At 35.4% G+C, this 20,694-nt stretch carries 10 protein-coding genes; 4 read left to right on the top strand and 6 right to left on the bottom strand.

All coding sequences use genetic code 11. The features are described from left to right. Window positions 1-3 precede the first annotated feature (3 nt). Entirely contained in the window at window positions 4-1,266 is a 1,263-nt protein-coding gene (locus INQ25_RS00245; RefSeq protein WP_006279726.1) for a Tol-Pal system protein TolB, read from the top strand. Window positions 1,267-1,307: 41 nt separating this feature from the next. Here the strand turns inward: INQ25_RS00245 and gatC are convergent, their stop codons facing one another. From gatC to INQ25_RS00230, 3 genes are all read right to left on the bottom strand, one after another. Next, on the bottom strand, window positions 1,308-1,661 hold the full coding sequence (gene gatC, locus INQ25_RS00240; protein WP_213862746.1) for an Asp-tRNA(Asn)/Glu-tRNA(Gln) amidotransferase subunit GatC: 354 nt from the start codon (window positions 1,659-1,661) through the stop codon (window positions 1,308-1,310). After that, complete coding sequence (locus tag INQ25_RS00235) at window positions 1,651-2,577, bottom strand: ribose-phosphate diphosphokinase (RefSeq protein WP_213862745.1); 927 nt, start codon at window positions 2,575-2,577, stop codon at window positions 1,651-1,653. The genes gatC and INQ25_RS00235 overlap by 11 nt, the downstream gene beginning before the upstream one ends. Window positions 2,578-2,880: 303 nt before the next feature. Next, the gene (locus INQ25_RS00230) at window positions 2,881-3,747 is read right to left on the bottom strand and encodes an ankyrin repeat domain-containing protein (protein WP_213862744.1); all 867 of its coding nucleotides are present in this window, start codon (window positions 3,745-3,747) and stop codon (window positions 2,881-2,883) included. Between the two features lie 413 nt (window positions 3,748-4,160). Between INQ25_RS00230 and INQ25_RS00225 the strand changes: the two genes are divergently transcribed. After that, window positions 4,161-6,521, top strand: a complete 2,361-nt coding sequence (locus INQ25_RS00225; protein ID WP_246484032.1) for a WD_0033/WD_0034 family tandem repeat-containing protein — start codon at window positions 4,161-4,163, stop codon at window positions 6,519-6,521. A gap of 821 nt (window positions 6,522-7,342) precedes the next feature. On the opposite strand, the gene purD is transcribed toward INQ25_RS00225, so the two are convergent. Together purD and serS are read right to left on the bottom strand one after the other, a co-directional pair. Next, window positions 7,343-8,614: a phosphoribosylamine--glycine ligase gene (gene purD / locus INQ25_RS00220; RefSeq protein WP_138264878.1), complete on the bottom strand. Its 1,272-nt coding sequence runs from the start codon at window positions 8,612-8,614 to the stop codon at window positions 7,343-7,345. Window positions 8,615-8,648: 34 nt separating this feature from the next. Further along, a complete protein-coding gene (gene serS, locus INQ25_RS00215; protein WP_213862780.1) occupies window positions 8,649-9,926 on the bottom strand; it encodes a serine--tRNA ligase in 1,278 nt (425 codons plus the stop codon). Window positions 9,927-10,069: 143 nt separating this feature from the next. Between serS and INQ25_RS00210 the strand changes: the two genes are divergently transcribed. After that, window positions 10,070-11,146: a Ulp1 family isopeptidase gene (locus tag INQ25_RS00210; protein WP_246484031.1), complete on the top strand. Its 1,077-nt coding sequence runs from the start codon at window positions 10,070-10,072 to the stop codon at window positions 11,144-11,146. Window positions 11,147-11,171: 25 nt separating this feature from the next. Next, on the top strand, window positions 11,172-12,134 hold the full coding sequence (gene dusB / locus INQ25_RS00205; RefSeq protein ID WP_213862743.1) for a tRNA dihydrouridine synthase DusB: 963 nt from the start codon (window positions 11,172-11,174) through the stop codon (window positions 12,132-12,134). Window positions 12,135-12,140: 6 nt separating this feature from the next. Here dusB and INQ25_RS00200 read toward each other — a convergent pair whose 3' ends face one another. After that, on the bottom strand, window positions 12,141-20,654 hold the full coding sequence (locus INQ25_RS00200) for a DNA-directed RNA polymerase subunit beta/beta' (protein WP_213862742.1): 8,514 nt from the start codon (window positions 20,652-20,654) through the stop codon (window positions 12,141-12,143). Between the last annotated feature and the right edge of the window lie 40 nt (window positions 20,655-20,694).

The following is a 20,694-nucleotide window of genomic DNA, read 5'->3' as shown; positions in this document are numbered from 1 at the left end:
TGAATGAAGCTATTCGTTCATCTGGTGTTATTTATTTCGTTATTTATTCCTTATTTTACAAAAGCTGCTTTATATGTTGATATAAAAAAAAGCAGTGTTGGTAACATTGGTCTTGTTGTATCTAAATGTACATGTAAAACAGCGTTGGAAAGCGAATTAAGCGAAAATATTGCAAAGGTAATAGGAACAAATTTATCTAATTGTGGCTTATTTAATGTAAAACGTGGCGCGGAAGCTGAATCTAAATCTTGGAAAAGCGATACTGTAGTCACAGTAAGTTTAAGCGAAATATCTGGTAGTGCATTAGAGCTATCATTTCGTTTATTTGACGCTTTTACAAAAAGAGAATTACTTACTCAGTCAGTTGTTTTTCCAGCAAAAGACTGGAGAAAAATTGGTCACCTCGTTTCGGATGTGATACATGATAGATTAATTGGTGAGAAAGGGCACTTCAACACAAAAATCACGTATATCGCTGAAGAAAAAGATAGCAACTACAAATCTGTGCGTAAAATTGCTGTGATGAATCAAGATGGAAGTAATATAAAATACTTAACAAATGGCGATAGATTTGTGTCAACACCGAGATTCTCACCAAATGGAAAGGGTATTGTTTATATCTCGTACGCAAATGGTAAAAGTTATATAATATTAAAAAATTTAAAAGATAACACTGAATCAATAATCAGCGCATTTGAAGGAGTTGTTTCTGCACCAAGATTTTCTCCCGATGGTAAATCTCTTTTAATTTCCCACTCATTGGGTGGTGAAACGAATATATTATCTTTGGATTTAAGTAGTAAACGAACAAAAAAAATTACTAAAGGTTCAGCTATAAGCACTTCTCCCTCTTTTTCTCCAGATCAAAAGTATATGGCTTTTAGTTCTGATATAAGTGGGAGTCAGCAACTGTACGTTATCGATTTTACTAACAAAAGTAAAAAACCTAAAAGAATTAGTTTTGGAAGTGGAAGATATGCTACGCCTGTTTGGTCGCCAAAAGGAGATCTGATAGCTTTTACAAAGATTCAGTCAGGAAAATTTTACATAGGAGTTATGAAGCCAGATGGCAAAGAAGAACGTCTGCTTTCAGAGGGGCATAAAATTGAATCCCCGGCATGGCTACCAAATGGTAGAGAAATCATTTTTACAAGAACAGAATCACCAAGCAACTCTAAACTATATTTAGTAGACTTAGTAAAGAAAAATCAAAAAATGGTTTCCACTCCCACAAATGCTTCTTTACCGGATTGGTCTTATTTTTGAAAGTAGATCTATTATAGGTTTGATATGAGCCTTATTTTACTTTAATCGCTTATAACCTTTGGCACTACAAAATACCCATGCTCAGGTTTTGTATTGGACAATATCTCTTTTTTAATGTTTTGAGAATTTATAACATCATCGCGTACATGAATGTCCTTGTCTATGCTGCCATAACGCATAGGAGAAACACCTTCAGTATTAACTTGCAATAAAGTATCGTGTATCCAATCCAGCATTGTCAGTTCTTTGGAGTAGTGATCAATCTCGTCATTTGATAACTTAATCCTTACAAGCTGTGCAATTTTAAGCATTTCTTCCTTGGTAATTGTTATTTTTCTCTTATTTGCAAATCCTATTAGTGAAGTAATAACGTCTTCTGTTGACTTAGCTGGCATTTCTACCTCCTTGGATGAAGTGAGTTAAAATATTTACAACCGAAACAACTTCTATTTTACCAGTTTTTTCAAGTTTGTGAAGTATGGTATCCGTAATCACTAATTTATCTAAAGAAGAGGAAGAGATTTTCTCAACTGCACTTCCTGAAAGCACACCGTGTGTGATGCATGAAGTTACGGACTTTGCTCCGTAACTTTTTAAAGCAAGAGCTGCATTACACAATGTTCCACCAGAGTCAACTATATCATCAACAATGACACAATTTTTGTTTGCAACTTCTCCTATTATGTTCATTACTTGAGATGTGCCTGCTTTCTCCCTATATTTATCTACTACAATAATCTTATCACTTAACCCTATCTTGTACTTTTCCTCTAAAGCCCTCGCAAAAGCACGTGCTCTGCCAATTGCTCCAACATCAGGTGCAACAATTGCCAAATTTTCCGTGTTTATAGAGTCAACAAATGCTTCAAAGCAGTTCAAATTAGTTACCGGTACATCAAAGAATCCTTCAATTTGACTTGAGTGCAAATCAATAACTGCAACACTACTTGCACCTGCAGTTTGAATAAGATTTGCAACTAATTTGGCACTTAAAGCAGACTGCACATTATTGTTCTTGATAATTCTATCTTGCCTGCTATATCCATAATAAGGGATAATTACTACTATCCTTTTGGCTCCTAATCTATTTACTGCATCAATTATAAGCAGAAGCTCCATAAGATTATCATTCACAGGGGGAGAAAGAGATTGTATTATATATACTTCTTGATTATATAGATCATTTGCTACTTCTACATTTACCTCACCATCGGTAAACTTTGATATCCAAGCAGAGGATGGTTGAACATCTAGCCGGTTAACTACTGATTCCCCTAATTCCTTACTAGCATTACCTATTATTATCTTCATAACGCACTAATTGAGTTTTTAAGATTATACAGAAATTGTGAAATAATTGAAATGTAAGTTTCTTTATCTAGTATTCTTGTCGGCGAATTAGGTATCTCTTGTACAATGACCTGTCATTTTCACGCATTGTTTCAATATACAGACCCAAATTGAAACAACTATACAAAATCCTGCTTATGTTTCAAGATAAATGACTTTAATGAAATATAATTTATCTAGTCATTTGTATCTGCTAACATACTACACTTCCCATTGTAGAGCCTCTGCAACTTACTGAAATTTATAATCGCTTTGTAAAAAGCTTTATACTCTTTGCTTAATTGGAGGTGCTACCTCTGCACTTTCTGCTCTGTCTAGGGTACTACTTGGTTTTTCTGCAGTAATTTTTTGAGTGCTACCATCTGCCTTATTCTTGATATCTGCTCCATATGATCTTAATACTTCAATAGCTTTCTCGTTTCCACTATTCAGCGCAATATCCAAAGCATCCATTCCATCATTATTTTTGTGGTTGATAAAATTCTCTAACTCAAAGATTTTTATACATTGCTCAATGATGAATTCTACCACTTTTCCAGGGCAATTATTAGCGGCAGGAAAGAGTACTGCATTGTTATTATTGTCTTTCTTTGTTACATCTGCTTTGAGCTTGTCTATCAAATACTTGATAATTTCTATTCTGCTATCATCTTCTGCTTCAGTGCACTGCCTAGCAGCTAAAAACAGAGCTGTTCGCCCATTATTGTCCACATCTTCGATATTTTGCCCCTTATCAATTAAGGCTTGTATTATATTTTTATTCCCATACAAAGCAGCAAAGTGAAGAGGAGTATACCCTTCGGTACTTTCTCTTTCATTAATCAATGCACCATGGCTAGCTAGTAATTCTATAAATTCTGGCGTATTTGCAAAAACTGCAAAGTGCATTGGTGTTAGATCATCTTTACCATGATTTTGAGTTTTTGCATTAACGTTTGCTCCATTTTTTATCAGCAATTTTGCTATTTCTAATTGTTTGCGTCCGATGGCAATATGCAGTGGCGTACGATTGCGTTCATAATGATCATTGACGTTTGTGCCACATTTTATTAGTAGTTCTGCAGCTTCAATATTACCTTCCTGAATTGCAACGTATAAGGAAGCATATCCATCTTTTGTTTCCTCTGTCATACGAAATTGCGAACATGTTAGTTCATATATTATTAAGGATTATTATTAAGTTTTTATTAATACAATATTAATGTAGCGGGATGACGAGCTTATCGTCATCCCGCCGCGAACCGTCATACCACTGCGAACCGTCATCCCGCCGCGGTATCTCTAGATCCCGCTAACAAGCAGCGGGATGACGGTTTTTCAAATTATCGTAAGTCAGTTTAGCTATAGCTACAAGTTTCATTCTTCCCTTACAAATAACTTTACTGCGTCCTTTTTTCGGATTCAGAATTAGCAAGAAACGTTCTTGTAAGGTGGTCTACTAAAATTTTGCTTTATAAAACAATGTCTGAACTATGCAATTAATACATTATCAACACAACTGATTCATAAAAGCAAATATTATAACCACGAAGAGAGAAAATGTTATGCTTAGTTTAATAAGAAAGACCTTGAGAAAAAAAATGACTCATCAGGTAAACGATTCGAAATTGAAAGAGAAAGATGAAAAAAGTATTTTAAAATTAGCATCAAAAATAGAAGGCAAAGAAAGTAGCATTGCTGAAGAACTAGAAAAAATATCTGAAAAGGAAAAACAAAGAATTCTTACTACGGAAGTAAGCAAACATCGGGGTAAAGAATCAACTTTTACACTACTTACTCATGCTATATTTTGCGAGAATAGTCAAGCTGTAAAGGATATTTTGCAACAAGCCAAATTGAGCAACCTTTTAAAGAGTGTTCTTAATGCAAAAATCATTAGTGATGATTCATTAATTTACACACCGCTTACTTATGCCATATTATGTAAAAATAGCAAAGCTATTAAAGAAATTTTAAAAGTCTCTAAGGAGAACGGTATTCTGAAAGATATTCTTGACGCAACAACAACTATAAAATATCTAGATGGTCGGAGAGCAACTGTTACACCACTTGCTTGTGCTATACTATGTGGAGATAGTATAGCTATTGAAGAAATTTTAAAAGTCTCTAAGGAGAAAGATATTCTTAACACAACAGCAACTATAAAATATCCAGATAGCCAGAAAATGACTTACACACCACTTACTTATGCTATGTTCTGGAAGGATAGCAAAGCTATTAAAGAAATTCTAGTAGCAGCTAAAGGGAACAGTACTCTTCTGAAAGATATTCTTAACACAACAACAATTATGAAATATCTAGACCGAGAAGTGGCTTATACACCACTTGCTTATGCTATACTACGTAAAGATAGTATAGCTGTTGAAAAAGTGTTAAGAGTAGCTAAAGAAAAAGGTATTCTGAGAGATATTCTTGACGCAACAACAACTATAAAACATTTAGATAGCCGGGAAGTGACTTACACACCACTTGCTTTTGCTATGTTCCGGAAGGATAGCAAAATTATTAAAGAAATTCTAGTAGCAGCTGAAGAGAACAGTATTCTGAAAGATATTCTTGACGCAACAACAACTATAAAATATCTAGATGGTCAAGAAGAAATTTACACACCGCTTACTTACGCCATATCATGTAAAAATAGCAAAACTATTGAAGAAATTTTAAAAGTCTCTAAAGAAAACGATATTCTGAAAGACATTCTTGACGCAACAACAACTATAAAATATCTAGATGGTCAGAAAGAAATTTACACACCGCTTACTTACGCTATATCATGTAAAAATAGCAAAACTATTGAAGAAATTTTAAAAATCTCTAAAGAAAACGGTATTCTGAAAGATATTCTTGATGCAACAACAACTATAAAATGTCCAGATGGTCATGAAGAAACTTGCGCACCGCTTACTTATGCTATACTACGTAAAGATAGTATGGCTGTTGAGAAAATGTTAAGAGTAGCTAAAGAAAACGATATTCTGAAAGACATTCTTGACGCAACAACAACTATAAAACATTCAGATAGCCGGGAAGTAACTTACACACTACTTGCTTATGCTATACTGCGTGAAAATAGTATAGCTATTGAAGAAATTTTAAAAATCTCTAAGGAGAACAGTATTCTGAAAGATATTCTTAACGCAACAATAACTATAAAATGTCCAGATGGTCGGAGAGTAACTGTTACACCACTTGCTTATGCTATACTACGTAAAGATAGTATGGCCGTTGAGAAAATGTTAAGAGTAGCTAAAGAAAACGGTATTCTGAAAGACATTCTTGACGCAACAACAACTATAAAATATCCAGATGGTCAGGAAGAAACTTGCACACCACTTGCTTATGCTATACTACGTAAAGATAGTATAGCTGTTGAGAAAATGTTAAGAGTAGCTAAAGAAAACGGTATTCTGAAAGACATTCTTAACACAACAATAACCATAAAACATAAAAATAATCAAAAAGTAACTGATAAGTTACTTGCCGCATTACATGATCGCAAAGTTATTCAAGAAATTTTAGACATAGCTAGAGAAAACGATATTCTGAAAGACATCCTTAATGCAACAATAACTATAAAATATCCAGATAGTGAAGAAAAAATCTACACACCACTTACTTATACAATATCATGTAAAAGCAACGAAGCTTTTAATACAACAAGAGCTATAAATCAAGATGGTCAGGAAAAAACTCACATCCCATTTCCTACCCTTGATAAAAGAGAAACTGAATTAAAATTAAAAGAAAAAAGACAAAGTAGAAGAGATGAGGGATTAAATTTTAACAATGGTAGTAGTGACAAAAATGTTGAAATAAAAGTTAATGGGGATATCTTGTTGCAGCATAGTAGTGGAACTAAAAATGAAATAAATCATACTGCTGTACGTAATGATGTAGGGGGGTAAAGCTTCCTATAGAAAGTAGAACAAATGTTAAAGTACGGAATATAAGTGGATGCAAAGTAATGACTGTAGCTTCTATGGTGATTGAGTTGGTAGATAGTAAAGCGACATGTGTACTGTTAAAACCCACCACTAAATTGGAAGAAGTAGCTATAACATATTTTCAAGGTTTAACACTATATTTATGAAACTTAATTTATATGTGCTAAACAAGATGCTGATTAGTTTTATAGCTAACCCAAGAAAGGTTTCCCTACGTCATACCGCCGCGGTATCTCTAGATCCCGCTAACAAGTAGCGGGATGACGATTGTCGTTTAGCCATAAATATTTAAGAAATTTACCAAATGAAAAAAAAGGCAAAAGAAGCCCTGGGGTTATTATCTGCTTTAAAATATTGGCGTTTTTTATGTTTTAAACGCTTGACAAGCAAGATTTAGCTGCTTTTAATTGCAACTAACCTATGCTGCAAATGTTTAAGAAATTTACCAAGCAGAAAAAAAGACAAAGAATCCCCGAGTTAGCTAGTCTTTTACTATCTCTGTCGAGTATTGGCATTTTTTGATGTCTTGTAACGCTTTATAAGCGCGTTCAGCTTATTTAGATAAAAATCTAGATGTAGATGAAGTTTTGTAAAGACATACAGTATCTATATACTGCAAAAAATTGAACATAAGACGCCGATACATTAAGTAATCCTTACCTTTTAATCTGCAGATTGGCGAAAGCAAATACAATAGCTTCAGTTTCATGATAAGGGGGCTGGCGGAGTTTGTCAAGGAAGTTTTTCGTTTCTGTGAACCACCTGCTAACCGACAGCTAACATTAACTACCGATATCGTATCTGAAGAAGCCCCCTGGCCATTCTAAAAAATTTAATGCTGAGTACACCTTACTTTTGGCTTCCTCTATAGTGCTCCCTTCTGCTACTATATTTAGCACTCTTCCGCCATCGGAAACTAAGTTACCACTTTCATCGAATTTAGTACCAGCATGAAACACCAACACACCAGGAATGCTTTCAATCTTATCTAATCCTTTAATTACTTCTCCCTTTTGATAATCACCCGGATAGCCTTTACTTGCAACAACTACACAAACTGTAGATTTGTTGTTAAGTTCCACCATTTTGACATTTAACTTTCCTTCTGCAACTGACAACATCAATTTTAACAAATCGCAATTTGAATCAAATCTAGGTAATATAGATTGCGTTTCTGGATCACCGAATCTAACGTTATACTCGAGAAGTTTTGGGCTATCTTTGCAAATCATTAAACCAGCAAAGAGTACTCCTTTATAAGACGTACCCATGTTAACCAATGCTTGAGCTGTAGGGTATATTATTTTTTGGATAATTTTTTGCTCCATGTCCTTACTTATAATTGAAGGTGATGAGTACGACCCCATACCTCCAGTATTTTGGCTTTCATTACTTTCATCAACTCTCTTATAATCTTTTGCACACCCAAGAGTTACTACTTTCAACCCATCAATAAGAGCAAAAAAACTTACTTCTTCTCCAACTAAAAACTCTTCTATGATTATTTCTTCACCTGATTCACCAAATTTTTTCTCCACTAGCATTGAATTTATTGCTGAAAAAGCTTCGCTTTCTGTATTACATATAACCACCCCTTTTCCTGCTGCAATTCCATTTGCTTTCACTACAAGTGGAAACTTTATTTTATTGCTACGTACAAAATCTTTAGCTAACCCTTCATCAACAAAACACTCGTACTTGGCAGTTGGTATACCATATCGTTTACATAGTCCCTTGGTGAAAGACTTCGATCCCTCAAGTTTTGCAGTTGCTTGACTTGGAGCAAAAACATTTATTCCCTCTGCAACTAAATCATCAGCAAGCCCATCAATTATTGGTTGTTCTGGACCAATAACAACCAACTCTATATTTTCTCTCTTGCAAAATTGTGTAACATCCACTGAATTTTGAATATTTACATCCACAAGAGCCCCAAGATCTTTCATAGCTTGGCGACCAGGAGTTACATATAACTCAGTCAAGATAGGAGATTTTTTTAGAGCCCAAAGTAGAGCGTGCTCACGCCCACCAGAACCTATAACCAGAACCTTCATCTTTATTTCCTCGCTTTTCTATATGTCAAAATTATTATTTGCTTATAACAGTATCATTACTCATGTATTTTTGCAACACGTTTGGTATTGCAATCGACCCGTCAGAATTTTGATAATTCTCCATTATGGCAATAATCGTTCTTCCTATAGCTAAAGCTGAGCCGTTTAAAGTGTGAACATATTTTTTTATCTTTTTATCAGTTTCTGAAGAGTATTTAGCGTTCATCCTTCTTGCTTGAAATGCACCACAATTTGAGCAGCTTGATATTTCTCTATATTTATTTTGCCCAGGTAACCATACCTCTATGTCATAAGTCCTTTGTGCAGCAAAACCCATATCGCCACTGCAAAGCAGCATTACTCTGTATGGCAATTCTAATTTTTTTAATATCTCTTCAGCAACACTCGTCATACGCTCAAGCTCATCATTTGATTGGTCTTCAGTTGTGATGCTTACCAACTCCACTTTACCAAATTGGTGTTGCCTTATCATGCCCCTGGTATCGCGACCTGCACTACCTGCTTCTTTACGAAAGCACTCCGAATATGCAGTAAAGCGAATAGGCAGTTCTTTTTCTTCCATTATTTTGTCAGCAACTAAATTTGTTAAAAACACTTCACTTGTGGGAATCAACCTCAATTCGTCGGTAGTTAAATACGAATCGTCAGAAAATTTCGGTAGCTGACCAACATTATACATAGCCTCGTTTTTCACCAAAGTCGGGTGGTACACCTCAGTATAGCCAAATTCATTAACATGCATTTCAAGCATAAAATTTATTAGCGCTCGTCCAAGCTTAGCTAACTGTCCTTTTAATATCGTAAATCTTGATCCGGAAATTCTCGCCGCTTGTTCGAAGTCCATTAAACCTAATTTTTCTCCGAGTTCATAATGAGATTCTGGTACAAAATCAAACTGTCTTTTTCCTCCATATCTTCTCACCTCTAAATTAGAGTTCTCATCTGCGCCTATTGGCACATCTTGCGCAGGAATATTCGGCAAGTTAGATAAAACATTCACTAACTTATCCTTTTCCGCTTGTTCTTTTAAGCTGATTGCCTCTATCTCATTTGTGATGCTTTTTGACAACTCTATTTGCTCTTCACAGGGGCTCTTGCTCATTTTAAGCTTTTTTATTTCCTCTGTGATTTCATTGCGCTGCCTATTCAAATCCTGCAGTTTAGTGGTTAATGATCTTTTTTCGTAATCGATTTCCAATATCTCTTTCGCAGTAGATTCTCTAATTCCCCTGCTTTTCATTGCCTTTTCAAATCCTTCAGGGTTTTTGCGTATATATTCTATATCGTGCATATATTGTGCTATTACTAACATTGTTACTGTACTCCAAAAGCTCTTAATATTCAATATATTCTCATACTACTAAAATTATTATGGTTGATTTTTTTGTTAGAATTTGTTAAAATTTAATTAACTTAGTGTTCATAGGGTGTAGTATGTTGGGCATTACAAAAAATAATCAGAAAGAGAGCACTTACTTTGCTGGTGAGGAATTCGTTATCTACGCTACTTGTGTATGCCTAGCAGCCACATTCGCTGCTGGCTGTTTAGGGGCGGTAATAGGATCCCCTCTATTGACCTTTCCACTTGCTATGCTAATTTCTCATCCTGTGATTTGGATTATAATGGGAGTAGTTCTTACAACAGCATACAAATTAGCGAAGAACTATATTAATGGAAAAAGAGCAAGTCAAGGTGAGCAAAAAACTCAAGATGGAGATAGTGGTATTGTACCAGGAAGTGAACCCAATTCAAGGAACAGTAGTCGTAGAAGCTCTTTGGATAGTGGTTTGGGTGGTAAAGAGTTTCACGAAGATTTGGACACTCTTGTGCATCAGACAAACAGAAAAAACTATAGTTACTGGTTAGATGATAATGACATTACACATATTGCAAGAGTTGTATATGGGTACTCACAAAGTGAATATAGTAATAATAATGTCTATTTTCTTGCCCCTAGCTATTCTAATGGTTGGAACGAACTCACAAAAGAATTTCTTCAGAATTATAGAGGTGAATTCAAACAAAATTCTAAATTGATATTTACTTCGGTTCTTCATATTAACAATAATCATTGGGTAACTTTGGTTATTAAACCTGATGCAGGTGATAAAAAATTTAGAGCTTATTACTGTGACTCATTTGGTAATCAATTGCCAGATAATGTGCTAAATATTGTTAAAAGAGAACTGCAAAAAGAGGAATGGGTATTAGACATAAGAATTTCCCCAACTAAGCAGCAAAGTGACGGGTATAACTGTGGAATATTTGCGTTAGAAAATGCTCATAAAATTACACAAATGCTTAACGAAGACAAATCATTTGACGAAATTGACAAAAAGTTATCAGAATATAAATTTGATTTGAATGAGAAAAGAGAAGAATTTACAAGAGCGCTTATGGAAGATGAGAAATGTAAGGAAGATCTAAGAAATCGTAAGCGTCCGCCAAGGACGAAAACATCTCAGTCTTCTATTTCAAGGGAGAATGCAAGTTTGTGTTGCATTATGTAATCAATGAAAAATTACCATTGACCTTATGCCCCTCCAAATAGGAAATTTGACAATTGATTCTCCAGTTATTTTAGCTCCAATGTCTGGAGTGACTGATTATCCGTTTAGAAGTATTGTGAAGAAACTTGGTGCAAGTTTGTTAGTTTCAGAGATGATTGCAAGCAGAGCTATGATTATGCAAACTCGCCAGAGTTTGCAAAAAGCAAAAGTCGATGCATTAACTGCTGTTCAGCTTGCTGGATGCGAACCGAATGTTATGGCAGAAGCTGCAAAATTGAATGAGGATATGGGAGCTAAAATTATAGATATAAATTTTGGTTGCCCTGTTAAGAAAGTTGTAAACGGTTATGCAGGATCAGCACTAATGCGTGATGAAAAAAAGGCTGCTGAAATAATTGAAGCTGTAGTCAAGGCAGTGAATGTGCCAGTTACAGTAAAAATGCGCACTGGATGGAACGATGAAAATCGCAATGCCCCGAGACTTGCGAAAATTGCCGAAGACTTAGGAGCAAAAATGATCACTGTGCATGGAAGAACAAGAGCGCAGCTTTATAATGGTCAAGCAGATTGGAAATTCGTTAGAAATGTTAAAGAGCAAGTGAAAATTCCAGTTATAGTAAATGGCGATATTAAAAATTTAAATGATATTCAGAATGCTCTCAAAGAATCTGGAGCAGACGGAGTGATGATAGGTCGTGGTGCCTACGGTAAACCTTGGCTGATTAATCAAGCAATGAACTTTCTCAGTGGAAGTGAAACTTCTGAGCCAACAGCTTCAGAGAGATTAAGCATCATACTCGAGCATTACGACAATATTCTTGAGTACTATGGAAATGACACAGGAATAAAGATGGCCCGCAAACACATAGGTTGGTACAGTAGCGGGCTTCAAGGCTCATCTGAATTTCGTGTGAGAGTAAATAACATGACAGATAGCACAGAAGTGAAAGAAAATATTATTGGCTTTTTTGGTCAAGAGACACACTAGCTGTACTCAATTCGACTGATCGTATGCCACTACGCTCTCTTCCTCACCAGAGTGTAAATGACAACCATTATCCATCAACCATTCCTCGTCATAAGTTTCAATATCAAAATATTTTTCATATTTATCCACATTATCACAAAGTGAAAGTGCTCTGATCTTATTCATAATCAAACCTGTACCAGCAGGAATTAATCTTCCTACTATAACATTTTCTTTTAATCCACTTAAAGGATCACTCTTCCCGCAGAATGCTGCTTCTGTAAGTACTTTTGTTGTCTCTTGGAAAGAGGCAGCAGAAATAAAGGAGCTAGTTTCAAGACTTGCCCTAGTAATCCCCTGCAGAATAGGAAGATAATGAGTAGGCCGTTTGCCAGAGTTACTCATAGCATCATTTTCCCTATCAACTTCCAGCTTGTCAATGCTTTCGCCAACCAAGTACATAGTATCACCAGGATCAGTAATTTCCACTTTTTGTAGCATTTGCTTTAAGATCACCTCTAAATGCTTATTGTCTATACGAACACCCTGCAATCTATAAACTTGCTGTATTTCAGAAATCATATAGTGCGCTAAAGCTTCTAACCCAAGCACACGTAAAATATCATGGAGATCAGGGTCACCATCCATCAATAGATCACCTTTACGTACAAAATCACCTTCATTGACTATTACATGCTTACTTCTTGATACCAAATATTCAACTGGAGAAATTTGTTCATCTACAGGTTTAATTAATATACTGCGTTTTCCTCTACGGTCTTTTTCAGAAAACGCTACATAGCCATCTATCTCACTAACAATAGCATGCTCTTTAGGACGACGTGCTTCAAATAACTCTATAACCCTCGGTAAACCACCAGTAATATCACGAGTTTTAACTGACTCTCTTGGTGTTCTTGTAATAACATCACCTGCATGAACCTTCTGGCCATCTTGTACATTGAGCACTGCACCGATTGGTATAAAATAACATGCTTCAACGCCACTTGCGAGTGTCATTACTTTACCATTATCGTCAAGCAGCACAATACGAGGACGTAAATTAGCTCCACCAGAATGCAATTTCCAGTCTTTTACTACTTTGCTTGATATTCCTGTAGATTCATCCATCACTTCAGTGATCGAAATTCCATCTTTTAAGTCCTGATAAGACACTGTACCAGTCTTCTCCGTGATAATAGGCAATGTATAAGGATCCCATTCCGCAACTTTATCGCCAATTTTTACTGACCCACTCTCATCTACATAAAGCTTAGCGCCGTAAGGTACACTGTGCTTCAACTTCTCACTACCAAGGCTATCAATCAACACGACTTCACAGGAACGGCTTATCACAATTTTATTTCCGTTTCTATCTATAATTATATTACTATTGTTTAACTTTATTTTAGCATTAATAGAAGCTATAATATTCGAGGATTCAACGCCTCTAGTCATTACTCCACCTATATGAAAAGTACGCATCGTTAACTGAGTACCTGGCTCTCCAACAGATTGAGCAGCTATAACACCAACTGCTTCACCTATTGAAACAATTTTACCAGTTGCAAGGTCTCTTCCATAACATAAAGAACATACACCAGGACTTATTTCACAAGTTAAAGGCGATCTAATTTTTACAACATCAAGACCTGCAATGCTGATTTGCTTTACTTTATCCTCATCAATTAATTCCCCTGCTTTTACTAATAATTCTTTTGTCACTGGGTTATATATATCATTTGCAGCTGTTCTACCCAGCACAACACTCTCTAGAGATGCAACTATAGTACTTCCTTCAACTGTAGCTCTCACAACAAGACCATTTTTTGTTTTACAGTCATGCTTTGTAACTATGCAATTTTGAGATACATCAACTAAACGACGAGTTAAGTATCCAGAGTTTGCAGTTTTAAGTGCAGTGTCAGCTAAACCTTTACGCGCACCGTGAGTAGAATTAAAGTATTCAAATACGTTCAATCCTTCACGGAAATTAGAAATTATAGGTGTTTCTATAATCTCACCAGAAGGTTTGGTCATGAGCCCTCGCATTCCTGCTAGCTGTTTCATCTGTGAAGTAGAACCCCTTGCACCAGAGTTAACCATCATATACACTGAGTTGTACTTACTATTTCCATCATATAGAGATATTGCTTTTAACATATCATTAGCTATCATATCCGTACACTTAGACCATTCATCTATAACCTTGTTATACCTCTCACTTCTAGTTATTAGCCCATCTTGATATTGCATAGAGAATTTCTTAATTTCACCCCTCGCGTGATCAACATGTGTAGCTTTAGTTTCAGGTATAACCATATCACAACGACCAAAAGAGACACCAGAAAATGTGGCATACTCAAAGCCAAGTACCATTAATTTATCAGAAAATGCCACTGTAGCACTTTGACCACAGTTACGATATACCAAATCAACTATACCAGTTATTTCCTTGACTGTTAATATCTGATTTATTAGATCGAAGCCTAGATTCTCATGCTTAGGAAAAATTTGCCATAATATTAAACGGCCAGGAGTTGTACAAACAGTTTTATAGTGAGTTTCACCGCTGCTATTAATATACTCCATCCTATACTTTATACTAGAATGAATATGTAAAGTACCATCACTCAAGGAATGCTCAACTTCACAAAAAGCACCAAAAGATGGTAAATTATCTTCCTTAGGTTCTTGTAAAGTCAGATAATATATACCAAGTACTATATCTTTACTAGGAACTATAATCGGTCTGCCATTAGAAGGACTTAAAACGTTATTAGTGGACATCATCAACACCCTAGCTTCAAGCTGAGCTTCCAATGAAATTGGCACATGCACTGCCATTTGATCACCATCAAAATCAGCATTAAACGCCGTACAGACAAGCGGATGAAGCTGTATTGCTTTGCCTTCAATAAGGATTGGCTCAAAAGCCTGAATACCAAGTCTATGTAGCGTAGGCGCTCTATTCAACAAAACAGGATGCTCTTTTATTACCTCTTCAAGCATATCCCAAACTTCTGGTTTTTCTGCTCTTATCAACTTACTAGCAAACTTAATAGTTGGAGCCATACCATACATCTTAAGCTTTGAGTAAACAAAAGGTTTGAATAGTTCAAGAGCCATTCTTTTTGGTAATCCACACTGATTTAGTTTCAAAGTTGGACCAACAACTATTACAGAACGTCCAGAGTAGTCTACCCTTTTTCCTAAGAGGTTCTGGCGAAAACGACCCTGTTTTCCTTTTAACATATCACTAATGGACTTTTTATATCCAACAGCACCAGCTTTATTTACCAAAGTATTACGACGACTATTATCAAAAAGAGAATCAACTGCTTCTTGTAACATCCTTTTTTCATTACGAATCATAATCTCAGGAGGATTTAAGCTCAACAATTTCCTCAACCTGTTATTTCTATTAATAATAGTCCTATAATGATGATTCAGATCAGAAACTGCAGGACGACCACTCTCAAGCGATACCAAAGGACGCAAATCAGGTGGTAAAATAGGTATAGTTGTAAGTATCATCCACTCAGGCCTATTTCCAGATTTAATGAAGTTTTCAACAATACGCAATCTCTTTATAATTTTCTTTCTTCTTATCTCAGAAGCAACAGATTCTAATTCTAGTCTTAAATCCTTCCTAATTTCATGTAAATCAAGGCGCGTTAGCAACTCTCTTATAGCTTCAACACCTTGCATAGCTACAAAACTATCGATCCCATAGCTATCTTTAGCTTCATTATAAGCTTTTTCACTAATAATCTCACCTTTTTCAAAAGGCGAAACAAGAGGATCTATTACGATATAATTATCGCTATATAAAATATTCTCAATATCTCTGAGAGACATATCCAATAATGCTCCAATTCTTGAAGGAAGCGATTTCAAAAACCATATATGAGCAACAGGAGATGCAAGCTCTATATGACCCATCCTTTCTCTTCTTACTTTAGAAGATGTAACTTCTACTCCGCATTTTTCGCATATGCGACCTCTGTGTCTTCTTTTTTTGTATTTTCCACATAAACATTCATCGTCATTGACAGGGCCAAAAACCTTAGGGCAAAATAATCCACCTTTCTCAACTTTGAACGTACGATAATTTGCAGTTGAAACATCTTCTATCTCACCACAAGATATAAGCTTAATACTTTCAGGGCTAGCAATCGATATGCTAACCTCATTAAAAGGTTGTGCAATGTTAGTGTGAGATATATCTTCAATCACTACATCATTTTGCTTTAAATCTACATTTAAACATAAAGAACGTAGTTCTTTTATCATCACATTAAAGGATTCAGGAATTCCACATTCAAAATTACTGTCACCTTTTATTATCGATTCATAAATCTTAACTCTACCATTAATATCATCAGACTTCACAGTTAACATTTCCTGCAAAGTATAAGCAGCACCATAGGCTTGTAATGCCCAACATTCCATTTCACCAAAACGCTGACCACCAAAATGAGATTTTCCTCCAAGAGGTTGTTGAGTAACCAAACTATAAGGCCCTACTGAACGCGCATGAATTTTACCATCAACCAAGTGGTGCAACTTAAGCATGTACATGTAACCAACTGTAACCTTGCGGTCGAATTTTTCACCACTGCAACCGTCATATAATACAGCTTGTCCAGAGTTATCTAAACCAGCAAGTTCAAATAATTTTGCTATTTGTTCATCTTTTGGACCCTCAAATACAGGTGCAGCAACAGGAACGCCATCACGTAATTTGCGTGCAAATTCAATGAGATTATTATCACTAATATTACGAATATCATTACAGATAGATACGTTACTGCCATAGCTATAAACCTCAATCAGGAAGTTACGTAAATTGCTGTATGAACTTTTACAAGAGTTCAAATAGTTCTCTACTAACTCATTCAACTCGTCATTTAGTGCATTCTTATTAGGTGTATTTAAAACAGAAGCCGTTATTTCATCATCATCAATATTTTCAATTTTTTTATTATCAAGGTATGCTACTGCAAATTGTGTAAAATTATCATCGTTAAGGGACCTAATTCCCTTGCAAAAAGCACTTTTGATCTTATTGATCTCATCGAGAATATTACTTACCTTTTCCCCTAATTTTCTACAAGCCCAACCTACATGCGTTTCCAGTATTTGCCCTACATTCATTCGTGAAGGAACACCAAGAGGGTTAAGAATAATATCAACAGGAGTACCATCTTCCAAATAAGGCATATCTTCCACTGGCACAACTCGAGAAATCACACCTTTATTTCCATGTCTACCAGCCATTTTATCCCCTGGTTGCAGACTATGTTTCACAGCAATGAAAACTTTTACTGACATCGACACACCTTGAGGCAGGTCATAACCTTCATGTAATTTTTCTACTTTTCGCTTAAACTGTGCTATTGCATGTGATACTTTTTCATCAAAATCTTTTTTTAAGCTCTTAACTTGCTCAGAAATGGATTGGTTTTTTAATCCTATACCCCACCATTGCTCACGTTCAATAGAGTCAAATTTTTCTCGATCTTGAGAACCAGAATTAATAAGAAGTTTCTTCAGTTCATCATAGAAATATTCACTAGTAACATTGATTATATAATCTCGCTCTTCCTCAAAGTCATTTATCTCTTTTTGTTTGATGAGTAATGCCCTTTCATTTTCTTCAACCCCCCTGCGTGTAAAGACTTGTACATCAATTACTGTCCCTTCAACATCTGGAGATGTATATAAAGAGGAATCCGCACAATCGAATGACTTTTCACCAAAAATTGTCATTAATAACTTCGTTTCAGGAGGCAATGAAAGAGAAGGTTTAGGTGTAACTTTACCTACCAGAATATAGCCTGGACCAACTCTTGTACCAATTTTCACTATACCACTATCATCCAAGTGATATAGATTTTCTTCATTAACACCAGGTATAGCACGAGTTATTTTTTCTGATCCTAAAGGGGTATCATGTACAACACAGTCAAATTCTTCTATATGAATAGAAGTAAAGAGATCTTTTTTAACAACTTCACTAGAAATAATAATAGAGTCTTCAAAATTATAACCTTGCCAAGACATAAAAGCGACTAGCAAATTTTTACCAAGCGCCAACTCACCACTGTTAATTGCAGGACCATCAGCTATTACATCACCCTTTTTAACATAATCACCTACGCACACTAGCGGTCTTTGATTAATACAAGTATTATGGTTAGAACGCTGAAATTTCCTTAGATGATAAATATCTACGTCCAAGTAGTTAACCCTTTCTTTATCAAAAGCACGTATAACTATAGAGTTACTATCAGAACTATCAACTATGCCATCGCGTTTTGCTAAAACTACAGCACCAGAGCCAGAAGCTACAAAAGACTCCATACCAGTAGCAACCAGAGGAGCGGTAGGCTTCAATAAAGGTACGGCCTGACGTTGCATATTTGAGCCCATTAATGCTCTATTAGCATCATCATTTTCTAAAAATGGAATCAAGGAAGCTGCAACTGATATTACCTGCTTAGGAGATACGTCAATGTAACTAACTTGGTCGCTACTTACCATGACGAAGCTACCAGCATATCTACAGTATAGCATGTCATCAACAAAGCAATTATTTTCATCAAGCTTTACGCTAGTGTCAGCTATATGATGTGAGCCTTCGTCTATAGCAGAAAGATACTCAATTTGATCAGTAACAACCCTATTGACTACTTTTCTATAAGGGCTTTCAATGAAACCATATTTATTAATACGCGCGTATATAGCTAAGCTGTTGATTAACCCTATATTTTGCCCTTCAGGAGTCTCAATAGGGCAAATTCTTCCATAATGAGTTGGATGAACATCACGCACCTCAAATCCTGCCCGTTCTCTTGTTAAACCGCCAGGACCTAACGCGGATAACCTTCTTTTATGTGTTATTTCAGATAACGGATTAGTCTGATCCATAAATTGAGATAATTGAGAAGAATTGAAGAAATCTCTTAAGACATTAGTTAACACTTTTGGATTAATAAAATCAGATGGAGAAACTTTATCTAAACTAGAAGTGGACATAGAATCAACTATTGCGCGTTCCAATTTCAACAACCCAGTTCTAAATTGATTTTCTATAAACTCTCCAACTGATCTTACTCTTCTGTTTCCTAAATGATCAATATCATCTACAGATCCTTGACCGTCACGTAACAATACTATTTTTTTCACAATTTCAATAATATCTTCATGCGTTAAAACAGTTAAATCCTCATCATAATTTAATCCAAGGTAAGAGTTAAGCTTCAACCTACCAATGTTAGACAAATCATAATATTCCGGACTGAAGAAAAGATTACGGAAAAACTCTTCTACTATCTCTAAAACAGGAACTTCACCAGGACGCAAAACTCTATATATTTCATATAGTGCATCCTGATAAGACATGTTTTCATCTAAGAAAAGCGTATTTAATATATAAGGTCCAACAAACAAATTATCTATGTTCAACACTGATATTTCATCTACAGATAATAACTCAAGCTTCTTTATGTCTTCCAGCTTTATAGATTCACCAGCAGATAAAATTTTCGTAGAGCTAGCACTATCCATTAAATCTTCTGCGAGGAATAAACCACATATAGAATTAAAAGGAACCAGATACTCTTTCAATTCATTATCATATAGCTTTTTAGCTAGTCTTGAGGTAATACGAACGTTAGCTTTAAGCAGCACATTACCTTCAATATCCATTAAGTCGAAAGGCAGCCTCACTCCTTTAAATTTATCAGGAACAAAAGGCACTTTCCAACCATCTTTATGTTTTACATACTTTATTTTCTCATAAAATCTATCGAGTATATCATTATTTGATAGACCCAACGCCTTTAATAAAACTGAAATTGGCAATTTTCTTTTTCTATCAACACGAAAATACAAATGGTCTTTAACATCAAATTCAATATCAAGCCAAGAACCCCTATAAGGAATAATTCTAGCAGAATAGATCAATTTACCAGAATTGTAAGTTTTTCCCTTATCGCTATCAAAAAATACACCAGGAGACCTATGCATTTGTGAGACGATAACTTTTTCCACACCATTAATGATGAAAGTGCCCTTATCAGTCATCATAGGCAACCCACAAAAGTGGACTTTCTGCTCTTCTATAGATTTTACAACGGTTGCAAGTTTAGAATGATCTCCACTCTCTTTAATCGATTTATATTCATCAAGAGAAATACCATCCTGCATAACAACAAGACGTATAGAAGCAATAACCTGAGCAGAAAAAGTTACACCACGCTTTATACACTCAGATTCATCATACTTAGGATCATCTACCCTACAACTTATAAACTCAATAGTAGCCCTACGCAAAGGATCATTTATTGGAAAGATTGTATGAAAGATAACTTCAAGTCTTTCATTACCCTTATTCTTAGGAGTAAAAGAATCATATGATTCTTTTTGAACCTTAACCAAATCCAATAAAGAATCTTTTAAATCAATCGACCTAGAATAAGAAACTCTAGGAACAAAAGCACCAGAAGCGTACATATAAGAAGAATCAACCATTAAAATACCCCAAACTAATTAAAAGAGCTATATCAATATA

Origin of the sequence: Wolbachia endosymbiont of Rhagoletis cerasi, assembly GCF_018454475.1 — a bacterium.
Taxonomy (GTDB): Bacteria; Pseudomonadota; Alphaproteobacteria; order Rickettsiales; family Anaplasmataceae; genus Wolbachia; species Wolbachia pipientis.
This window is presented reverse-complemented; position numbering and strand designations above follow the sequence as displayed.